The organism is Pseudovibrio denitrificans JCM 12308, from assembly GCF_001310815.1.
Lineage (GTDB): Bacteria > Pseudomonadota > Alphaproteobacteria > Rhizobiales > Stappiaceae > Pseudovibrio > Pseudovibrio denitrificans.
In genome coordinates, this window is record NZ_BAZK01000003.1 from 328,103 (window position 1) to 346,802 (window position 18,700).

Annotated in this window: 14 protein-coding genes and 1 pseudogene; 7 read left to right on the forward strand and 8 right to left on the reverse strand. The window is 53.2% G+C overall.

All coding sequences use genetic code 11. The annotated features are described in order from the left end of the window. Positions 1-3 precede the first annotated feature (3 nt). A complete protein-coding gene (locus JCM12308_RS05140; protein WP_054783038.1) occupies positions 4-981 on the reverse strand; it encodes a zinc-dependent alcohol dehydrogenase in 978 nt (325 codons plus the stop codon). Positions 982-1,095: 114 nt separating this feature from the next. Here JCM12308_RS05140 and JCM12308_RS29075 point away from each other — a divergent pair, with 114 nt between their 5' ends. Together JCM12308_RS29075 and JCM12308_RS29080 are read left to right on the forward strand one after the other, a co-directional pair. Further along, on the forward strand, positions 1,096-1,932 hold the full coding sequence (locus tag JCM12308_RS29075) for a glycosyltransferase (protein WP_208978268.1): 837 nt from the start codon (positions 1,096-1,098) through the stop codon (positions 1,930-1,932). After that, entirely contained in the window at positions 1,917-2,969 is a 1,053-nt protein-coding gene (locus tag JCM12308_RS29080) for a glycosyltransferase family 2 protein (protein ID WP_208978269.1), read from the forward strand. The genes JCM12308_RS29075 and JCM12308_RS29080 overlap by 16 nt, the downstream gene beginning before the upstream one ends. 108 nt (positions 2,970-3,077) lie before the next feature. Here the strand turns inward: JCM12308_RS29080 and JCM12308_RS05150 are convergent, their stop codons facing one another. Then, positions 3,078-4,229 carry an OpgC family protein gene (locus JCM12308_RS05150; RefSeq protein ID WP_008548616.1) on the reverse strand — a complete coding sequence of 384 codons (1,152 nt, stop codon included), beginning with the start codon at positions 4,227-4,229 and terminating at the stop codon, positions 3,078-3,080. Between the two features lie 100 nt (positions 4,230-4,329). Beyond that, positions 4,330-5,715: a tetratricopeptide repeat protein gene (locus JCM12308_RS05155; RefSeq protein ID WP_054783039.1), complete on the reverse strand. Its 1,386-nt coding sequence runs from the start codon at positions 5,713-5,715 to the stop codon at positions 4,330-4,332. Positions 5,716-6,266: 551 nt separating this feature from the next. Between JCM12308_RS05155 and JCM12308_RS05160 the strand changes: the two are divergent. Together JCM12308_RS05160 and JCM12308_RS05165 are read left to right on the forward strand one after the other, a co-directional pair. After that, a pseudogene (locus tag JCM12308_RS05160) lies at positions 6,267-7,386 on the forward strand (YeeE/YedE family protein). 113 nt (positions 7,387-7,499) lie between these two features. Next, a complete protein-coding gene (locus JCM12308_RS05165; RefSeq protein WP_008548580.1) occupies positions 7,500-8,024 on the forward strand; it encodes a DUF302 domain-containing protein in 525 nt (174 codons plus the stop codon). Between the two features lie 21 nt (positions 8,025-8,045). On the opposite strand, the gene JCM12308_RS05170 is transcribed toward JCM12308_RS05165, so the two are convergent. The 5 genes from JCM12308_RS05170 to JCM12308_RS05185 form a co-directional block, all read right to left on the reverse strand. After that, the gene (locus JCM12308_RS05170) at positions 8,046-9,446 is read right to left on the reverse strand and encodes a thiamine pyrophosphate-binding protein (protein ID WP_208978270.1); all 1,401 of its coding nucleotides are present in this window, start codon (positions 9,444-9,446) and stop codon (positions 8,046-8,048) included. Next, positions 9,443-9,682 (reverse strand): thiamine pyrophosphate-binding protein, encoded by a 240-nt coding sequence (locus JCM12308_RS29085; protein ID WP_208978271.1) that lies wholly within the window; start codon positions 9,680-9,682, stop codon positions 9,443-9,445. The genes JCM12308_RS05170 and JCM12308_RS29085 overlap by 4 nt, the downstream gene beginning before the upstream one ends. 2 nt (positions 9,683-9,684) lie before the next feature. Further along, positions 9,685-10,971, reverse strand: coding sequence for a CaiB/BaiF CoA transferase family protein (locus JCM12308_RS05175; RefSeq protein WP_054783040.1), 1,287 nt, complete (start codon positions 10,969-10,971; stop codon positions 9,685-9,687). Positions 10,972-11,168: 197 nt separating this feature from the next. Next, the gene (locus JCM12308_RS05180) at positions 11,169-11,999 is read right to left on the reverse strand and encodes a CE1 family esterase (protein ID WP_208608941.1); all 831 of its coding nucleotides are present in this window, start codon (positions 11,997-11,999) and stop codon (positions 11,169-11,171) included. Positions 12,000-12,159: 160 nt separating this feature from the next. Further along, a complete protein-coding gene (locus tag JCM12308_RS05185; protein WP_008548223.1) occupies positions 12,160-12,945 on the reverse strand; it encodes a potassium channel family protein in 786 nt (261 codons plus the stop codon). Between the two features lie 231 nt (positions 12,946-13,176). Here JCM12308_RS05185 and JCM12308_RS05190 point away from each other — a divergent pair, with 231 nt between their 5' ends. From JCM12308_RS05190 to JCM12308_RS05200, 3 genes are all read left to right on the forward strand, one after another. Next, a complete protein-coding gene (locus JCM12308_RS05190; protein ID WP_054783041.1) occupies positions 13,177-14,106 on the forward strand; it encodes an SDR family NAD(P)-dependent oxidoreductase in 930 nt (309 codons plus the stop codon). Positions 14,107-14,314: 208 nt separating this feature from the next. Next, on the forward strand, positions 14,315-15,472 hold the full coding sequence (locus JCM12308_RS05195; protein ID WP_208608942.1) for an efflux RND transporter periplasmic adaptor subunit: 1,158 nt from the start codon (positions 14,315-14,317) through the stop codon (positions 15,470-15,472). A 3-nt stretch (positions 15,473-15,475) separates the two neighbouring features. After that, positions 15,476-18,664 carry an efflux RND transporter permease subunit gene (locus JCM12308_RS05200; RefSeq protein ID WP_054783042.1) on the forward strand — a complete coding sequence of 1,063 codons (3,189 nt, stop codon included), beginning with the start codon at positions 15,476-15,478 and terminating at the stop codon, positions 18,662-18,664. Positions 18,665-18,700: the final 36 nt, after the last annotated feature.

Genomic DNA, 18,700 nt, shown 5'->3' on the forward strand with positions numbered 1-18,700 from the left:
AAACTAAGAGTAAACAATGGGTTGGCAAAGAGTATCCTTCTTGCCAGAAAGTACATCCTTCAGATCATGTGGGGCTTTCTCAAACTCGATGGCTGGAGCAAGTAGAGTATCCAGCACCTCATCTTTCAGCAGAGAAATAGCGGCTTCCATCCGCCTGCGATGCGTCCAGCGGGGCCGCATGACAGGGGCGACCTGCCCCACCTGCGAGGAGACAAGGCTTAGGCGCTGGCTGTGAAAACTACCACCAAGTACCAGGCCTGAAGGGCGTGAACCATACCAGGAAGCCTCCACAATTTTAGCTTCCCTGCCTGCAATTCGAATAGCTGTGTTGAGGCCAGACTCGGACGCACTGCAATGCACCACAACATCCTGATTTTCTGGTGCAACTTCGGGCAATGCAAAGTCGCAGGAGAACTCATCTGCAATGTCCTGCCGCTTTGGATTCACATCGATCATGGTCACGCGTACGCCCGCAATACGAGCGCACAAATACCCAACTAGAGAGCCAACAGTTCCGGTCCCAACAACAGCAACGCGGGAGCAAGGCAGAATACCCGCGTCCCAGATGATGTTCAGCGCAGTCTCCATATTGGCAGCCAGTGTAGCCCGGGTACTCGGTAAATCCTCTGGAATAGGGTAGAGCGCTTCAGCGGAAAGCAGGAAGTTGCTTTGATGCGGATAGAGTGAAAACACCCGCTGGCCTGCTCTCAATTCACCTGTTGTTTCAGCCACTTCGGAAACGTTTGCATACCCGTACTTAACGGGGAACGGAAAGGTGCCTTCCTGAAATGGCGCAGTCATCCGCTCGCGCTCGCTCACCGGCACATCACCGCTGAAAACGATGGCCTCCGTACCCCGGCTGATCGCAGAAGCATGGGTTTTTAAGTAAACACGGTTACCAGATGATTTAGAGAGTTTTTCCTCTCTTATTTCAATGGTTTGAGGCGCAGTGTACCAAAGCGCCCTTGCTATCTCAGACAAGAAACCCGCTCCCCGGATCGCTAAACTTTCACAAATATACTCTAGGGAAACGTGAACAAAGGAAACTAGCAGAAATGTAGGTCCCTCTAAAAACAATAATAATTTGGGTAGGACATGACAAAACAATCACGGGTTCCTGAAGAGAACGCCCACACTCGTCTTGTTGACCAGCTGCTCTCCACCAACATCATCGACAAGCATCAGGAAAATAAGCGCTTATACCGGCGCAGACTAATCTTCGGAGGGCTTGTTCTCTCCACGTTGGCAGCGCTCACGACCATCATGGTGTTGACGCTGTTCTCCAGTGGTTTTGCCCTTTCAAAAGTCGTGATGCTTCTCGCATTTTTGGTAACCTTACCGTGGCTCATCATCGGCTTTTGGCATGCTGTCATAGGTCTGGCGCTGATGAGGTTTTCCTCAAATCCCACTGCACAGGTCTACGCTGGAACGCCTCTCGGCACGCTGGACCTGAAAAAGCCGTTGCTGAACAAGCAAACTGCCTTGCTTTCATGCGTGCGAAACGAGGATTCTCCTGAGGTTGCAGCCAAGCTGGAAGCAATGTTGCAGGATCTGGATCGTCTGGAGCAGCTGAATGGCTTCTCCCTGTATATCCTGAGTGATAGCAACGACCCCGATCATATTCGGCAGGAGATAAGAGAGTTCTCTCTTCTCAGAGCTCGTTGGCAAAATCGCATCGATGTGCTCTATCGAAGAAGAGAAATAAACACCGGCTTCAAAGCAGGGAATGTCGAGGATTTCTGCCGCAACTGGGGTGATCGGCATGAGTACGCCATCACGCTGGATGCCGACAGTTTCCTTTCTGCTGAAGCTCTATGTCACCTTGTGAGCAAGATGAATGTGAACCCGCGTTTGGGCATCTTGCAAACACTTGTACTGGGCTTATCGACCAACTCCTTCTTCACCCGTGTCTTCCAATGGGGCATGCGCTAGGCATGCGCTCTTACACCTTGGGTGCTGCTTGGTGGCAAGGCTCTTCCGGTCCGTATTGGGGACACAACGCAATCTTCCGCATCAAGCCGTTTACACAGCACTGTCTGCTGGAACCTCTTCCGGGGACGGATGCTTTAAGCGGTCCGATCCTGAGCCACGATCAGGTCGAAGCCGCCATGATGGCAAATGCAGGCTATGAAGTTCGCGTCTGGCCTGTTGAGGGCGGCAGTTATGAGGAAAATCCGCCGCATCTGATTGAGTTTATCCGTAGAGACTTGCGCTGGTGCCACGGAAATTTGCAGTACTTCAAGCTTCTCCGTGAGCCGGGCTTTAAACTGCTTGGCCGCATTCAACTTGCCTTGGCGATCCTGATGTTTATCGGCTCACCTGCATGGCTCACCTTCATAGCTATGGCGATCCTTACGGCATCTATCGCAGCACCCGGCACAATGCCGTTTGATCCGTTCTATGGCACCATCCTGATCGTCACCGTTATGAGTATGGTGTTCGCGCCCAAACTGGCAACGTTGGCCCACGTGCTCACAGTTCGCAATGAACGCAAGGAATATGGCGGTTTTCTCTCTGTGTTCATCAGTGCATTCTTTGAGCTGGTTTATTCCATGCTACTGGCACCTGTTATGGCAATCGCGCACAGCATCTTCATCGCGCAGCTGTTTGCTGGCCGAAAAACGCAATGGGGCGGGCAGGCACGACAGCCGCACGGCATTCCGTTGGTTCTTGCAGCCAAGAAGTTCTGGCCACAAACGCTTTTCGGTCTGTGCGGTGTTATCTGGATGATGGATTACTCACTCGCCGATACTTGGCTCTTGCTACCCGTAATCCTTGGGCCATTGCTGACTATTCCGTTCGCAATGATCACGTCAAAACCAGTGCTTGGCATGTACTTCAAACATTCCGGTCTTTGGGCTCTACCAGAAGAGAAGAAAACACCGCTTGAGCTTCAGGGCCTCAGTAAGGAGCAGCGGAGGGTTGAGATGGAACTGGCCAAAGCAAACAGGGCGGCAGCCACACGATGAAAGCACTGCCTGAGTAAGGAACCTCAGGCATTCCAACAAAAAAGCCGATTGCGTTTGATGGATTCACGCAATCGGCTTTTCTTTTTAAGTGCTGAAAAGCTAGGTCTGTTAGGAAGCAGGCTTTTCCTTTGGCTTTCTCCAAGGTTCACCCTTGAACCACGCAACCGTGTAAGCAACGGCGATCAGACCAGCGAAACCAAGAAGGTTCGCCAAAATACCACCAGAGATGGTGCCCTTCAGGCCAAGCTCATCGCGGAAGATTGCGAGACCTTGTGCAAGGATGAGGCTGGCGAGGAACACAGCCAGAGACTGCTGTCCAACCTTCTTGATCACACGAACCACTTTGCCACCAAAGCCACCCATGAGCAGGCGGTGTCCGCCTTCACCAACAGCCACCCAAGCCACGTAAGCAAGAGCGAGGAAGTGGATGTAGCGCAAGATACCCATCTCAGACTTCACGGTAAGATCACTGATATCATTCGCAATTCGGCGAAGCTCAGGCACTTCATTGAGAATGCGGAAGTAAGCGAACGGGATTGTCAGAATGATAATCGAGGCACTCAGGAACAACAGGCGTTTCTTGACAGGAGGCGCTGGAATCCAACCTTTGATGAATGCAAAGCCGGTGAAGAACAGCAGCTGCCATGCAAACGGATTAAAGAACCAACGGCGATCGGACCAAGGCTCAGCAGGGAAGTCGACCAGCCTGAAAGTTGCAATCAACCAGAAAGCAGCAATGATCGCAGCAACTGCACCACGGCCAACCTTGTAATACGCAACCATAATCACTGGCAGCATCGCAAGGATCACCAGATACATCGGCAGAATATCGAAGTAGTTCGGCACGTAGGTCAGGGTCAGCAGACCTGGAAGCTGGAAGATTGGATCTTCAAAGAAATGCCAGAGGTTCAGCTTGCCCACATAGTCATCACTGGTCCAGCCGTTGATTTGCAGGAACGCAAGCATGCCTGCAACTGCAAGGAACAAGCAGATATGCGCCCAGTAAACTTGCCAGACGCGGAAGAGCACGCGTGCACTTCCCATAGCAAGTCCATGCAGTTCAAACACGCGACCAAATGCGATGGCTGAGGCCATTCCGGAGCAGAACACAAATATCTCGGTAGCATCGGAAAAGCCGAAACGAGCCGGAATCCAAAGAGCCCACCCGTTTGCTGGCAGGTGGGCTATAAAGATGATGAACATTGCGATGCCTCGGAAAAAATCGAGGCGAGGATCTCTTTGGCGGCTTGCCGTTTTCATAGGCGTCGGCGGTATATTGTGTTTGTTCACGGTGTCTCTGAAACTAAAAACTATAAGTCGGAAAATGCAGCTCCGAAATCCCCCGAAGCTGCACCTTCAATTATCCCATGCGGAATCGCAGGTGTTCACTTTGCATAAGGTCAGTGGCTTCCATCATACGGGTCGCCTGAGCCATGCGGGTTTCGCCATAGGTGTCTGAACCACCTCTCAGGCGAGTGCGCTCATCAATCATGCGTTTTGCTTCCTGACAGAGGCCAGCACGCAGAGCTGCTTCAATCGTGATGCGTTCAAACACATCGCGCTGAGCATGGCTGCCGCCAACTGTACGAAGCAGTGGACGTGCCTCTGCAAGGTGATGATAAGCGCTGAAGTAGTTGCCGTTCTTGAACTGCATCAGTCCGGAAGCTGTTGGAGAACCTGCAATTTTAGTCACATGACCCATCTCATTGGTGTCTTCTTCACCAAAGGTGCGCATGCGGGCTAAAAGACGGTCAGATGACTGACGACGGTTATCGCCCAGCAGGGCCAGCATGTAGTGCAAGTCAGCGAAAACATTGCAGGAATCGTCGATACGCTTCTCACTGATGCTCGCCAGTTCTTCCCAGCGGTGACCAACCTTGATGCCCTCAAGCTCAAGGCGAACCAGCATGGAAGCGGCGTTGGAGATATCGCGGTAATCGTCAGTGTGATCCTTGCGGAATTTCTGGTCGTAAAGCTCGAAAACGCGCTCCACATTGCCACGGTCCAGATGCAACAAGGCAAGGTGCCACCAAACGTGATAGCCAAAGTTGTTGCAGTGTTCCCAGGCTTGTGGCTGGTTGTCGAGCCACTTGATGCCTTCTTCGGTCTTACCGGTCATGTCCAGCACGTGAGCGACTGCGTGCAGGCCCCAGGCATCGTCATTTTGAAGCGCGACAGCTTCTTTACCAATGCGTTCGGCTCTCTCAAAATCGCCGCTTTCTTCAAGCGCGAAAGAGTAACAGCCGTGTACGTAACCCTTGGCAACGTGGTCTTCTTCGTAAGCGCCAATCACTCCTTCAATGGAGGAGCGCATACGAGAAGGCTGGCCAAGCACAAAGCGAATGGCGTGTACCAGCTTCAGAGTAAGAGCATCACGTGGGTATTTGAGAAGCATTTCATCAAGGCGATCAGCAGCTTTACTTGGAGCGCCCTGGAGCCAGTCGTTCAAAGCTTCGACAACAGCTTCTTCACGATCTGTAATCTGTGTATCTCTGCGGCATTTATCTGCAATTGCGTAAGCTTCAAAAGCAGTTGCCGTCATTTCGCGTCTGCCAAGCAGAAGGCAGAACAGGCCACGAGCGGCCTGAGCCAGCGCAAAATCTGGATCAGCCTCCAGTGTTTTCGCAAGATGCTCCGGCGTTGCTGCACTATGTGCGAGGAACGCAAGAATAGTGTTGTTCCAGTGTGTTAATGCACCCTTATCGGAGAGTGTTACCGCGTATTCGAACTGGTCATCAATGCGCATGGATGCGACCCGTGGTTAGGGCGACCGGTAATTCGTGCAATGTGCAAATGCTCATGAGATAAGCCATTGGGTTCACATTGCTAACGACACAGGTCTGCCAGGAAATCTGTTGATCAGAACCCTTTCAAAACTGGCGATGACGTTCAACACACAAAAAGGTGTTTAATATCAGCAAGCTTTGTTTATGTAGAAAATATAGTTCAACCTCATGAAGAAATAGAAAACACCATTCTAATGAGTAAGAAAAAATATGCGGCAAATAGAAGCTCTCTTGTAAAATCCTACTATTATTAATAGTGATAATAAGTAAGATTTTAGATGTTTGGCTCTATTATACCTGTATTTTATTACCCTTTGATAATCTTCTGTTTGCTGGTTAAAATAGTGTTCACTGCTTCTTGATTTTCTAGTTAGCCTCCACTGTGCAATGTCATTGCCCCAAGAGAGACTAAGTACGTGGCGAATTCATGGCGGATACCGGTAGCTATCAACAAACTAATATCGATCAACAGATTCAGTCCCCACAAACATTAATCATCATTGGGGCGCTGATGGCTCTGGCGGTGGTTGCCGTGTTGGGACTGGAAAACAGCGGCTGGCGCGTCTTCGGAGCTGCGCTGATAGGGGCACTGGCAGGCCTTGCACTTTACCACACCAGCTTTGGATTTACCGCTGCTTGGCGGCGGATTGTGACCCAGCGAAGGGGGCAGGGGTTACGTGCTCAATTCCTGCTTATCTCATTGGTTTGCTTGATAAGTTTCCCACTCCTCCAATACGGATCAGACATTGGCTTACCAACTGGTGGCTTCGTGTTTCCATTCGGTGTTGGAGCAGCTGTCGGCGCCTTCATTTTCGGCATCGGAATGCAGCTCGGTGGTGGGTGTGGATCAGGCACTTTGTTCACCGTTGGAGCGGCTCATCCCGCATGGTGATCACCCTTGCCTTCTTCGTTTTAGGCAGCGTGATTGCAACAGCGCACCTTCCGTTTTGGAATTCTCTTCCAAGATTACCGGCATTTTCGCTTGTACGCGGTTTTGGGGTGGTCCCGGCGCTGATGATCACGATTCTGCCGCTTATCGCCTTTGCGATATTCTCGGTGTTTATCGAGAAAAAACAATGGGGTGAGTTGGAGAAATCCCGCAAAACGACCGGCTTTTTACAGGGTCAGTGGGGCTATGTTCTAGGTGCGTTGATATTGGCGTTGGTTTGCTTCTTACGTTCATTGTGCTGCGCCGCCCATGGGGTGTCACCTCCGGCTTCGCACTCTGGGGTGCAAAGTTTTTCTACGCAGTTGGTATCCCGGTAGAGACCTGGCCCTACTGGAAATGGCAGGTCGCAGCAATTGAAAGATCGGTCTTCGCAGATTCAACATCAGTCATGAACTTCGGCATCGTGCTGGGAGCGCTGATCGCTGCCGGACTGGCTGGCAAGTTCAATCCGGTGAAGAGGATCAACCTCAGAGATGCTGGTACCGCGATTGTCGGCGGCCTGATGCTCGGCTACGGCGCGCGCCTCGCGTATGGATGCAACATCGGGGCCTACCTTGGGGGGATAACCTCAGGTTCCATGCATGGTTGGCTATGGCTCGTCTTTGCCTTTGCCGGCTCCATGGTCGGAACCCGTGTCCGCCATTTGATCGGCATGGACCCGGCGCCTGTTACTGCAAAGTGACAGCTGAGCTCTGCATACGACTAAAACTGGGCCTATTAAAATCGAGGGAGGCTGAACAACAGCCTGTTCAACTCCCGCTTTTAAACTCATTTCATTACGAGAAGGATTGAACCATGAAAATTCTGACGGGTGTGCTTGGCTTTGTTGGAACATTGATGTTCGTTATGGCCGCCTTTCAACCATCACAAGCTCAAATCACAACAGAACAAGCGCAGCAGGGGAAGGTCCTTCCGCGCAATGGCTGGCGTGTTATCGAAACCACTAAGGCAATCGACGAACTGCTGGATTCGCTGAAGAAAGCTATTCGTGAGGAAGACATGCTGCTGGTCAGCATGGCGAGTGCATCCCGTGGTGCCAAAGCCAACGGTTTCGAAATCCCCGGCAACTATGTCATCGGCGTTTTCCGCAATGACTTCGCCCGCCGCATGCTGGCAGCCAGCGTGCAGGCCGGGATTGAGGCCCCTATACGGTTTTATCTGACGGAAAATCCAGATGGGTCCGCAACGCTCTCATGGAAGACACCAAGTTTCGTCTTCCAGCCATATCGGGATACTGCATCTGAGGATCTGGTCTCGCTGAGCGAGGAGCTGGACGTGGTCTTCCAGCGTATTGCGGACCGTGCCACAGGCAACACCTGAGGCACGATCAACTTGCATACTCTATAGCTTGCCGTCGTAGGCTCTACGGTCGATGCGGCAAGCAAGAACGGTGAAGGTATCGCGTTCCAGCGCTGCCTTCGCTTCCTGTTTCAGGCTCTCTGCATCATCCACCCAAACACCGTGACCGCCGTAAGCTTCAGCAAGTGCAGGGAAGTTGGTGGCGGAGAAATCCACGCCCAGATTAGGGTTCTGATTGGCACGCTGCTTCAGTTCAATCAGAGACAGGCTCTCGTCAACCAGCACGCAGACAATGAACGGCACCTGCATATCACGCAGAACCGCCAGATCACCAAGGCCCATCTCAAGGCCAGCATCACCAACAAATACAACAACCGGATCTTCTGGCTTCGCCATCTTATGCCCGATACCAAGCGGCAACGCGCAAGCCATTGTACAAAGCGCAGAACTTTGCAGCATGGTGCGTGGGTAAAGGCTCTCCCAGATCTGGCTCACCAGAATACGGTGCGCGCCGCTGTCAGCCGTAGCCACAGTGGTATCCGGCAGGGCTTCACGAAGACCGTGGAACACAGTCGCCGGACCCCAGCCGCTTTCCTCTGCAGCAAAGTCTGCCTTTAGCTTGTCTTTGGCAGGTGCGATCCGGTCACGAAGCCAGTCACTCTCCTCAGGAACAACACCAGTCTCATCTTCTGGTGTGAGTGAAAGCAGGGTCGGCTTGATGTCACCTTCCAGCGTATGGCTCACATGGTGCATGCCATGGCTGCGCAGCACAGGTGTGAGCTCAATCACTGAAGTGTCTTCGCTCCATGGATTGCGCCAGTTCACGCGCATCTCAATCGGGTCATATCCAATCAATACAACAAGATCAGCATCCGCCAGCAATGGCATCAGGCTCTTGTCAGCTTTTGGTGAAAGGCCTGCACCACCAAGTGAAAGCTTATGGTTTTCAGGAATGAGCCCCTTGCCCTTGTAGCTGGTGATCAGCGGAATCTGATAGGCCTCACAGAAAGCCTCAATCTCATTGCCAGCATCCACGTTGACCGCATCAACCCCAGCAATCGCAATAGGGCGCTGCGCTGAGCCCAGCAGATCACGTGCCTGCTCCAGCACATCACCAAATGGCAGCTGGGCAGCACGAACACCGTAGTTCGGCGCCTTCTGTGTTTCTGTGCTTTCGCTTTCCGCAACGGAGATCGGCACATCAATGTGCACGGGCCCCGGCTGGCCAGACATGGCAATGGAAATCGCCTTGTCCATCATGGCGTTCAACGCACCTGCGGAGGCTTTGAAGCTGGCCTTCACGATAGGGCGTAGCAACTGCTGATGATCCATCACCTGGTGAGTGTAGGTCTCAGCCTCAGCTGCATCCACACATCCCGTCAGGAAGATCATCGGAACACGATCCTGAAAAGCATTGGCCACCACGTTGACCGCATTGGTCACGCCTGGGCCAAGCGTTGCCAGCAAAACAACAGGTGCATCCGTACCTTGGCGTGCAAGGCCATGCCATGCGCCTTCAGCATGAACCCACCGGCGTTTTCATGCTTCACCAGATTGAACTTCAACCCGGCAAGGTTGAGCGCATCCATAAGGGCCAGAACTTCGCCGCCCGGAATACCGAAGGCATACTGGCTACCGGCCTGATGCAGTTTTTGAGCAATAAGATCAGCACCGCGCATAATTATGAATCTCCCAGTGACACGACACCGCGAGCTGCGAGATCGTCAATTTCTTCTCTAGTTTTTTGCAGATATTTGGTGAGCACTTCAAGGCTGTCCTCACCAAGGGTCGGCGGCGCTTTCCGGTATGTAACTGGCGTTTTGCTGTAATTGATCGGGTTACCAATCAGGCTAACCTGCCCATCATCAGATTGCTTGTGTGGCAGAGAAATCTTCATGCCACGATGCAGGATCTGCGGATCGCTGAAGACACCTGCCAAATCGTTGACCGGCCCACATGGAACACCAACAGCTTCAAGCTCGTCAGTCCAATGCTGGGCGCCTTGTTTGATCGTGAACTGACGCAGCAACGGCACCAACTCACTGCGGTTGCGCACACGGTCGGCATTGGTTGCAAAGCGTGGATCAGTGCTCAGTTCCGGACACCCCAGAACCTCACAGAAACGCTGGTACTGCGCATCGTTGCCAACAGCCACCATGAAGTCCTTGTCAGAGGCCGGGAAGGTCTCATAAGGCACGATGGTCGGGTGTGCATTTCCAAGCCGTTTCGGGATGTTGCCATCCGTCAGATAAGAAAGGCCCTGATTGATCAGCCAGGCCACCTGACAGTCGAGCAGGGAAATGTCGATGTGTTGACCTTCACCGTTCTTCTCACGATGATGCAGAGCCGCCAGAATAGCGTTACAGGCGTACATGCCGCACATCACATCAGCAATGCCAACACCAATCTTGGTTGGGCTGCCGCCTTCCTCTTCCGGAAGACCTGTGATGCTCATAATCCCGCCCATGGCCTGGATCAGCGCGTCATAGCCTGCTCGGTGAGAGTAGGGGCCTGTCTGGCCAAAACCAGTGATAGAGCAGTAGATCAGACGATCATTTTTCGCGCGCAGATCATCATAACCCAGACCTTTGCGGGCAAGGTCACCAACCTTGAAGTTCTCGATAACCACATCGGCTGTCGCCGCCAACTCCTTCAGCATCTCCACGCCTTCTTCAGAGCGCATGTCGATGCCGAGTGAATGCTTGTTGCGGTTGGAGCTGAGGTAATAGGCGCTCTCGCCAGTGTCTGCCCCGTCTTTGCCTTTCAGGAAAGGAGGGCCCCACTTGCGGGTATCATCACCGCGCTGCGGGTGTTCAATCTTGATGATCTCAGCGCCCATGTCACCCAGCAGCTGGGTGCAGGTTGGGCCTGCCAGAATGCGGGAAAGGTCAAGCACCACAAGGCCATCCAGTGGCCCTTTGGCGTTGTTGGAAGAGTGGTGCTGTTCACCGTCTCGTTGAGAATTCAAACCGTCTAATCCATTGGTATTGAGGCAAGATTGGCCGCAAATGGAGGGTGACTGACCCTGTCACATGCAGCAATCCAGCAAATTTTGGAGAGACGTTAGAGCACTCGGAAAAGGCCCACCACAACAAACTGGAAAATCACACAGTATCGTGATGACCCGTGAAATTTACAGTTTCCAGCGTGATGGACCTGTGGGTTTTACCAGTGCTTGGTGTTGGCAAGATCAAGCCATGCACGGCGGATCCAGTTGGCTTTCATGGAGTGGCCACCATCATGAAGGCAAAGCTCCAGCTTCTCACCTTCAGCAGACCACACATCACACTCCAGCTCGCCGGCAGTGATGGACGTTGGCTCAGTGCCATAAAGACCAGCCTGCCGCTTCCACACATCCAGACTGTCAAACACATCAGACTGACGCCAGTTCGCGCCAATGGCCCGGCCTACCATCGGTACGGTTTTATCTTCAACACCGTGCGTGTGGTACAGGTTGGTCAAAGGAGACGGACACTTCTCCGGAATAGGATCCCAGAAGGCACCGGCAATCGGAGCAAAACCGGCATAGTTTTCGCCTTTATAGCAGGCCAGATTCCAAACCATGGAACCACCCATGGAAAAGCCGGAAAGCAGGATCTTCTCACGATCAATCGGAAAACGATCAGAAACGTCTGCCAGCAACTCATCGAAGAACTTGAACTCGTTGCGATCCTGACTTGGGGAGCCCGGATAAGACCAGGAACCACCAACCCCCTGCGGCACGATCAAAGCCACGCCAAGCTCGTTTGCAAGGTTGCGCAGAGCCTTGTTCTCAATGGCGCGATCAGCTTTGCCCTTCCACCCGTGTAGGTAGATTATGGCGCCAATCTGTTCATCGGAGGCAGGAGAATCCGGAAGTGCAATATAGTATTCACCGCTCTCAACTTCACACGGCGCTGTCACGCCACAGGTCGCTTCCTCAGCCATACTTGCATTGGGAACCAACCCTGAAATAACCACAGTAGCAAACGTAATCGCACTTGTAATAAGGCTCATGCCCATTCCACTTCTTGCCGGTTTCTCGGATCGAACTCTTTGAAATTCATGGCTAAATCCACGAATTGCCGAGATTAATTTTGATTATGCTAACATACGCCTCAAGGGCGGTCTTACTCTCAAAAATGATGCCGTCATTTACGGCTTACCGCGAAAGGGCCTACTGCCATTCCCCTTCCGTGGGAATGTGCAAGGTATTGCCGCAATGCTTGCAGTGAACGGCGTCATTATCGTGACGATTAAGGCCACAATCAGGACAGGCGTATTTGACTTTCGACGGACGGAAAATGGTCTGGATCAGCCGTAAGAACAGCGCCACGCCAAATACCATGATGACGATCGTAATCCCGCGACCCATCGTATCCGTCATAGTGATATCGCCGTAGCCAGTCGTCGTCAGCGTGGTGACGGTAAAGTACAGCGCATCCATGTAGGAGTTGATGTCCGGGTTCAGCTGCGCCTCAATCACATAAACAACCGCGCTCACCATAAACACGAAAACCATCAGGTTCAGGGCAGAGTTGATGATCTCTTCATGCTCTTTGAACCACGAGAACGTCTCCCGCAAATCCTTCACCACATGATAGGAGCGCAGCAACCGTAGCATGCGGATTACGCGCAGGAAGCCGAGGTTCTCGATAAACGCTTCTGCAAACAGCGAAAGGATCACAATCAGATCCGCAAGCGCCGTGCTGTCAAACGCCGCTCTGAAGGGCCGCAGGGCAATAGCAAGGCGGAAGCCATAATCAACCAGCAGAATGAAACCGATAGCCCAGTCCAGCCGTGGGTAGCTTTCCAACTGTGGAAGCGTGGCAGAAAGCACGAAGTAGAGGATCGTCACCACATCGAACATCAACAGTCCGATGCGCCAGGAACGCGCTGCGGTGGTCTGCCCGAAATAGAGACGTCGCAAAGCGCCCCTGAAATCGGTTATTGCTTCCTGCATAAATCTAAATCCCCTAATCCCGACGTGTTGCCCGATCAAAATCTACTAGCAAATCTGGGGTTTTCTGCAAAGTCACTCAAGATCCCGGCGCAAAAACTTTCGTGTGAACCACTATTGCAGACGTTCCGCTAAGGCTGTCGGCCAAGTGGCAAGTAAACCCTTACGTTTTCCCTCAGTGAGTTTATCGAAAAATTCTGCAACTGATTAAAGGGTTTCTGCTCTACTTCCGGCATGAAAAAAGCCAAGGCCATTCCGGTGCCGCCACCTCCCGGGTATTTGGAGGAATGGCGGGCAACCAACAACACCTGTCTGGTAACAGGCGCAACGGATGGCATCGGCAGGGCACTTGCGATCCGTCTGGCAGATGCTGGCCAAAGTCTGGTCCTCGTAGGCCGGTCCAAGGATAAATTGAGATCCGTCCTCAAAGAGGTTGGCGAAGCTGGCCCTAATCGCTCCCATCGCAGCTTTGTTGCAGACCTCTCGCTCATCTCAGAGGTGGATCGCCTCGCCAACGAGATCCAGCAAAAGCTGCCGGACCTGAGCCGTGTTGTCCTCTGCGCCAGCGAAATCTCGGGCTTTCACGGCATCACTAAAGAGGGGATCGAGGCAGGCTTTGCGGTCATCTACCTCAGCCGGTTCCAACTCCTCAACAAACTCACGCCTCTGCTGAAGAAGCAGAAAGCACCCCGCGTCGTCTCCTTCGCCAGTCCAGCCACCCGGTTCGAGCTGCCCAATATGACGCTGCTCAACAATCCGGATTGCAACCTCAGCAACTGGGAACGTCGCAAGGCCCACACCAACTGCAACCTTCTCTTCCTTGCAGAAATTGCAGAGCAGCTGAAAGATACCGAGATCTGCATCAACGCCTTTGGCCCCGGTCTTGTCCTCACCAAACAGATACAGGGCTACAGCGCAGCAAGGCGCTTCTGGCTGGGCATGAAGAGCTCATTGGTCGGCAAATCCGCACCTTACGCGGCACTGCCAGCCATGCACATGCTGCTCTCGCAGGATTTTGCGGAGAAGACCGGCGGCTTCTACGAATGCGGCACCAAATACCCACCGGACAAGCATTTTCTGGATGCTGAAACGCGGCGCAAGTTCTGGGAAGACACACAACAACTCGTGCAACTGGCACAGGCGAGTGAGTGTAAAAACACCTAGAAACCGCTTTTTGTGACAGCGGTCACGGGCTTTCCCTCACGAAAGTGAGAGGAGAACTTCACTTCTCAATCCGACTTGAACGCAACGTCGCCAGGGCACCTTGGCAGCGAAGACTCCAGCTGTGCCCAAGCCATCAAGGATTGAGTCACTTCCCTAGGGTAATGTTAGGCAAGTGCTGCCAGCAATTCTCAATGTGTAAGAGTAAAAAATGAAAAATAAAATTGAATTCCCTGCCGGCCGGAATGGAAGTTTGATTTCATCTGCTCGTAAAGTCGCCGCTTCATTTCTAGTGGCGTCTCTTGGCAGTTTCCTCATTTCAGGAGTGGTCAACGCGCAAGAGGCAGCACCCCCGCCGCCGGGTGTTCTTGTAGAACCTGCGCGCAAAGAAGTTATTGAAGAAGAACGCGTTTTCGCAGGCCGTACCGAAGCAATCAGTCAGGTTGCCCTCATCGCACGTGTTGGCGGATTCCTTGAGCCGCTGGAGTTCAAGGAAGGACAAACCGTCAAACAAGGCGATCTTCTCTACGTGATCCAGCAGGAGCCGTACGAGTTCGCCGTTGAGCAATCGCAGGCCAATCTGGAAAGCGCTCAGGCCAAGGTAGATCTGGCAAAGGTCGATTTTGACCGTAAAGAGCAGCTGGTCAATCGGGATACGATCTCGGTTTCAGAACTGGACACGGCTCGTGCCAACCTCAAAGAAGCCAACGCTACCCTCGCTCTTCGTCAGGCAGACCTCAAACTCTCCGAACTTGACCTGAGCTACACCGAAATCCGTGCTCCCCTGGATGGCCAGATCGGAACCTCCGCGTTTAAGGAAGGGGCTTACGTAAATGCCAACAGCGGCACACTGGCGACCATCACCTCTCTGGATCCGATCCGCGTTGCCTTCCCTGTTCCTCAGGCGCTGATCCTGCAGGCACAGCGGGCAGATAATCTGGAAACAGACAACATCCTCATTCGTATCCGACTGTCTGATGGCAAGTTCTATCAACACGACGGCAAGCTGGACTTCCTGGAAGCGGAAGCCAATCCGGGCACTGATACCGTCACTGCCTACGCTGTCTTCGGCAATCCTGATCATGTTCTCTTCGATCATCAGCTGGTTGATGTGGTCGCCAACGCCAAAGATGCAGCCCCTGTGCTCGTCGTCTCCCAATCCGCACTGTTGCTGGATCAGGAAGGTCCATACGTGCTGAAGGTGAACAAGGAAGATGTGGTGGAGCAGCAGCGTATCACCGTTGTTGATCAGATCAACGGCCTCGTCATCGTTGGCAGTGGTCTGGAAGAAGGCGATCTGGTGATCACCTCCGGCATTCAGAAAGTCCGTCCGGGAATTAAAGTCAACGCGCAGCTGGCAGGTCAGTAAACCATGATCTATGACATGTTTATTCGCCGACCGCGGTTGGCGATGGTGATTTCGATCCTGATCGTCGTTGTCGGCGCGATTTCGATCTTTTCCATCCCGGTCTCTCAGTATCCAACAATCGCACCGCCAACCGTGCAGGTGAACGCCACCTACATCGGCGCAGATGCGCTCACGGTGGAAGAGAGTGTGGGCCAGCCCATCGAAGGGGCGGTCAACGGCGTGGATGGCATGCGCTATATGAAGTCGTCTTCATCCAGCGATGGCACCTACTCCCTAACGGTTTACTTCGATCTGACCACCAATCCCGACATCAATGCGGTAAACGTTCAGAACCGAATAAGCACGATCGAGAGTAAGCTCCCGCAGGAAGTGCGGGATCAGGGCGTCAACGTCACCAAAAAAGCTGGTGACCTGCTGCAGGCGATCTCCTTTTACTCTCCGGATCAAACCCACGACGGCCTCTTCATTTCCAACTACGTCACCATCAACATCGTAGACGAACTGAAGCGTATTCCGGGCGTCGGGGATGCCAGCGTGTTTGGCGCGCAGGATTACTCCATGCGCATCTGGCTGGATCCGGTCAAACTCAGAGCCCTCAATCTGACAGCAGAAGACGTAATCTCTGCAGTTCAATCTCAAAACAAGCAGGCAGCTGTAGGCCGTATTGGTGCCGCACCTCTGGCTGCGGACCAGCAACTTCAGCTGACGGTCACGGCGAAAGGCCGCTTGAACACCGTTGAGGAGTTTCAGAACATCGTTCTGCGCGCCAATCCGGATGGATCTGTCGTCCACCTGAGCAACGTGGCCCGCGTAGAACTCAGCAGTGCCTCCTTTGACGTTCTGGCAGAGTACAATCAGCAGCCAACGGCGATGATCGGTATATACTTGTCACCGGGCGCAAATGCCGTGGCAGTGTCAGAAGCCGTCAATGAGCGTATTGCTTATCTGGCAGAACGCTTTCCGGAAGACCTCACTTACATCTCTGTCTTCGATACTTCTCTCTTCGTGAATGAGATGATTTCGAAGGTGATCCACACCCTGCTGGAAGCCTTCGTGCTTGTGACCATTGTGGTCTACGTTTTCCTCGGCAAGTTCCGGGCAACGCTCATCCCACTCATCGCGGTGCCGGTGTCAATCATCGGTGCAGTTGCAGTGGCTTACATGATGGGTTACTCGGCCAACACAATCTCATTGCTAGCTCTGGTGCTTGCCATTGGTATTGTGGTGGATGACGCGATCATCGTCGTTGAGAACGTTGAACGCATTATGCACGAGCACCCTGACCTCACACCGGCGCAGGCAACGTCCAAAGCCGTGGGTGAGATTGCCGCTCCCGTGCTCGCCACTACGCTTGTGCTGCTCTCGGTGTTTGTGCCAGTGGCCTTCCTGCCGGGTTCATCCGGTGTGCTCTTCCGCGAGTTTGCGGTGTCCATCTCTGCAGCTATGGTCATCTCCACCATCAACGCGCTGTCCCTGTCTCCGGCACTTTGTGCAATCTTGATGAAGTCAGAGAACCTGACGGGCGTGATGGCCAAAATCTCTCAGAAGATTGATGATGTTGGTCACGGTTACGCGAACCTCATCAAACGCATTGCCAAGATGTCTTTGTACTCTTTGCTTGCGGTTGTTGGTTTTGCACTTTTCGGTTTCCTGATTGTGTCCAACACACCAGATGGCTTCGTACCGGATGAGGACAAAGGCTATGCCATGGTGCTGGTCAACCTGCCTCCGGGCGCGTCTCGCAACCGGACAGAAGCCGTCATGCGCAAAGCTGATGAGATCATTCGTAAGGATCCGGCGGTGGACTCCACCACCATGATCATTGGCCTCGATCTGTTGGCTGGTGGTGGTTCTTCTCCAAACGCAGGTGTCTTCTTCGTCAAACTCAAAGACTATGAGGAACGTCCATCTCGCGAACTGTCGTCCTTCGCCTTTGTCTATCGAACATACGGATCGCTGGCCGGTATTCCGGAAGCAACCTTCTTCCCGGTCAACCCGGCGGCGATTGATGGTCTGGGCACCGTAGGTGGCTTCGAGTTCATCATGGAAGCGCTGGAAGGTCAGGACCCGACGGTCCTTGCACAAGTCTCCCGCTCTCTGATCGTGGCGGCGAATGAAGCGCCGGATATTGCGTCGTTCTTCACCACCTTCAACGCAAACACCCCTCAGCTTAATGTACAGCTGGACCGTGAACGCGCGCAGGTGCTCGGCCTCAACATCGCCAGCGTCTACAACGCGTTGCAGGCAACGCTGGGCGGCTACTACATCAACGACTTCAACCTCTATGGCCGGACATGGACCGTCCGCCTGCAGGCTGAACAGAAGTACCGCTCTGGTGTTGAGGACATTGGTTCCATCTTTGTCCGCTCTGACACCGGTGAGATGGTGGAGCTGTCCTCCGTTGTGCACACAGAGCTGTCGCGTGGTGCAAACACCATCACCCGCTACAACAACTACCGTGCAGTCTCCTTCAACGGCAACGCCGCTCCGGGAGCTGGCTTGGGTGAAGCTCTGACAGCAATGGAAGGTGTAGCCGCCGAAGCCTTGCCGAAGGGCTATGCTTATGAATGGACTGGTCTGGCGCTGGAACAGAAAGAAGCAGCAGGTCAAACGGCATTGGTGCTCGGTCTGGCATTCCTGTTCGCCTACTTGTTCCTCGTGGCGCTCTATGAAAGCTGGAACACACCAATACCAGTTCTGCTTTCTGTGGCCCCGGCCTTGGCAGGTGCTTTGCTCAGCCTTTGGATCTTCGGATTGGCGTTCGATCTCTATGCGCAGATCGGTATGGTCATTCTGATCGCATTGGCTGGTAAGAACGCGATCCTGATGAACGAGTTCTCACTTGAAAAACGCATTGATGGCATGGGGCTTTATGAATCCGCCATTGAAGGTGCACGCCTGCGTTTCCGCCCGGTGATGATGACATCACTGGCATTCTCCGCAGGTCTGGTGCCATTGGTGATCGCATCTGGTCCGGGTGCAGGCGCAATGGTCGCCGTGGGCGTTCCGGTGCTGGCTGGTATGCTGTTCTCAGCAACCATCGGCATCTTCCTCATCCCAACTCTTTACGTCAGCTTCCAATGGATGCGCGAAAAGGCTGGCTGGACCATCGAGGAAGGTCGCGCAGCCAAAGGCACTGGCGGTGAGTTGGCAGCAAGCGATGGCAAAGAAGAAAAGCCGTCTGATAGCTGATCTGTCTGAAAAATAGCAACAATGGAGAAGGCGCCT

What these genes read in the sequence shown, in the direction of transcription:
- JCM12308_RS29075 (WP_208978268.1), top strand. Translation starts at nt 1,096, where the DNA reads ATGACAAAACAATCACGGGTTCCTGAAGAGAACGCCCACACTCGTCTT.
- JCM12308_RS29080 (WP_208978269.1), top strand. Translation starts at nt 1,917, where the DNA reads ATGGGGCATGCGCTAGGCATGCGCTCTTACACCTTGGGTGCTGCTTGG.
- JCM12308_RS05150 (WP_008548616.1), bottom strand. Translation starts at nt 4,229, where the DNA reads ATGAAAACGGCAAGCCGCCAAAGAGATCCTCGCCTCGATTTTTTCCGA.
- JCM12308_RS05155 (WP_054783039.1), bottom strand. Translation starts at nt 5,715, where the DNA reads ATGCGCATTGATGACCAGTTCGAATACGCGGTAACACTCTCCGATAAG.
- JCM12308_RS05165 (WP_008548580.1), top strand. Translation starts at nt 7,500, where the DNA reads ATGAAAATTCTGACGGGTGTGCTTGGCTTTGTTGGAACATTGATGTTC.
- JCM12308_RS29085 (WP_208978271.1), bottom strand. Translation starts at nt 9,682, where the DNA reads ATGCGCGGTGCTGATCTTATTGCTCAAAAACTGCATCAGGCCGGTAGC.
- JCM12308_RS05180 (WP_208608941.1), bottom strand. Translation starts at nt 11,999, where the DNA reads ATGAGCCTTATTACAAGTGCGATTACGTTTGCTACTGTGGTTATTTCA.
- JCM12308_RS05185 (WP_008548223.1), bottom strand. Translation starts at nt 12,945, where the DNA reads ATGCAGGAAGCAATAACCGATTTCAGGGGCGCTTTGCGACGTCTCTAT.
- JCM12308_RS05190 (WP_054783041.1), top strand. Translation starts at nt 13,177, where the DNA reads ATGAAAAAAGCCAAGGCCATTCCGGTGCCGCCACCTCCCGGGTATTTG.
- JCM12308_RS05195 (WP_208608942.1), top strand. Translation starts at nt 14,315, where the DNA reads ATGAAAAATAAAATTGAATTCCCTGCCGGCCGGAATGGAAGTTTGATT.
- JCM12308_RS05200 (WP_054783042.1), top strand. Translation starts at nt 15,476, where the DNA reads ATGATCTATGACATGTTTATTCGCCGACCGCGGTTGGCGATGGTGATT.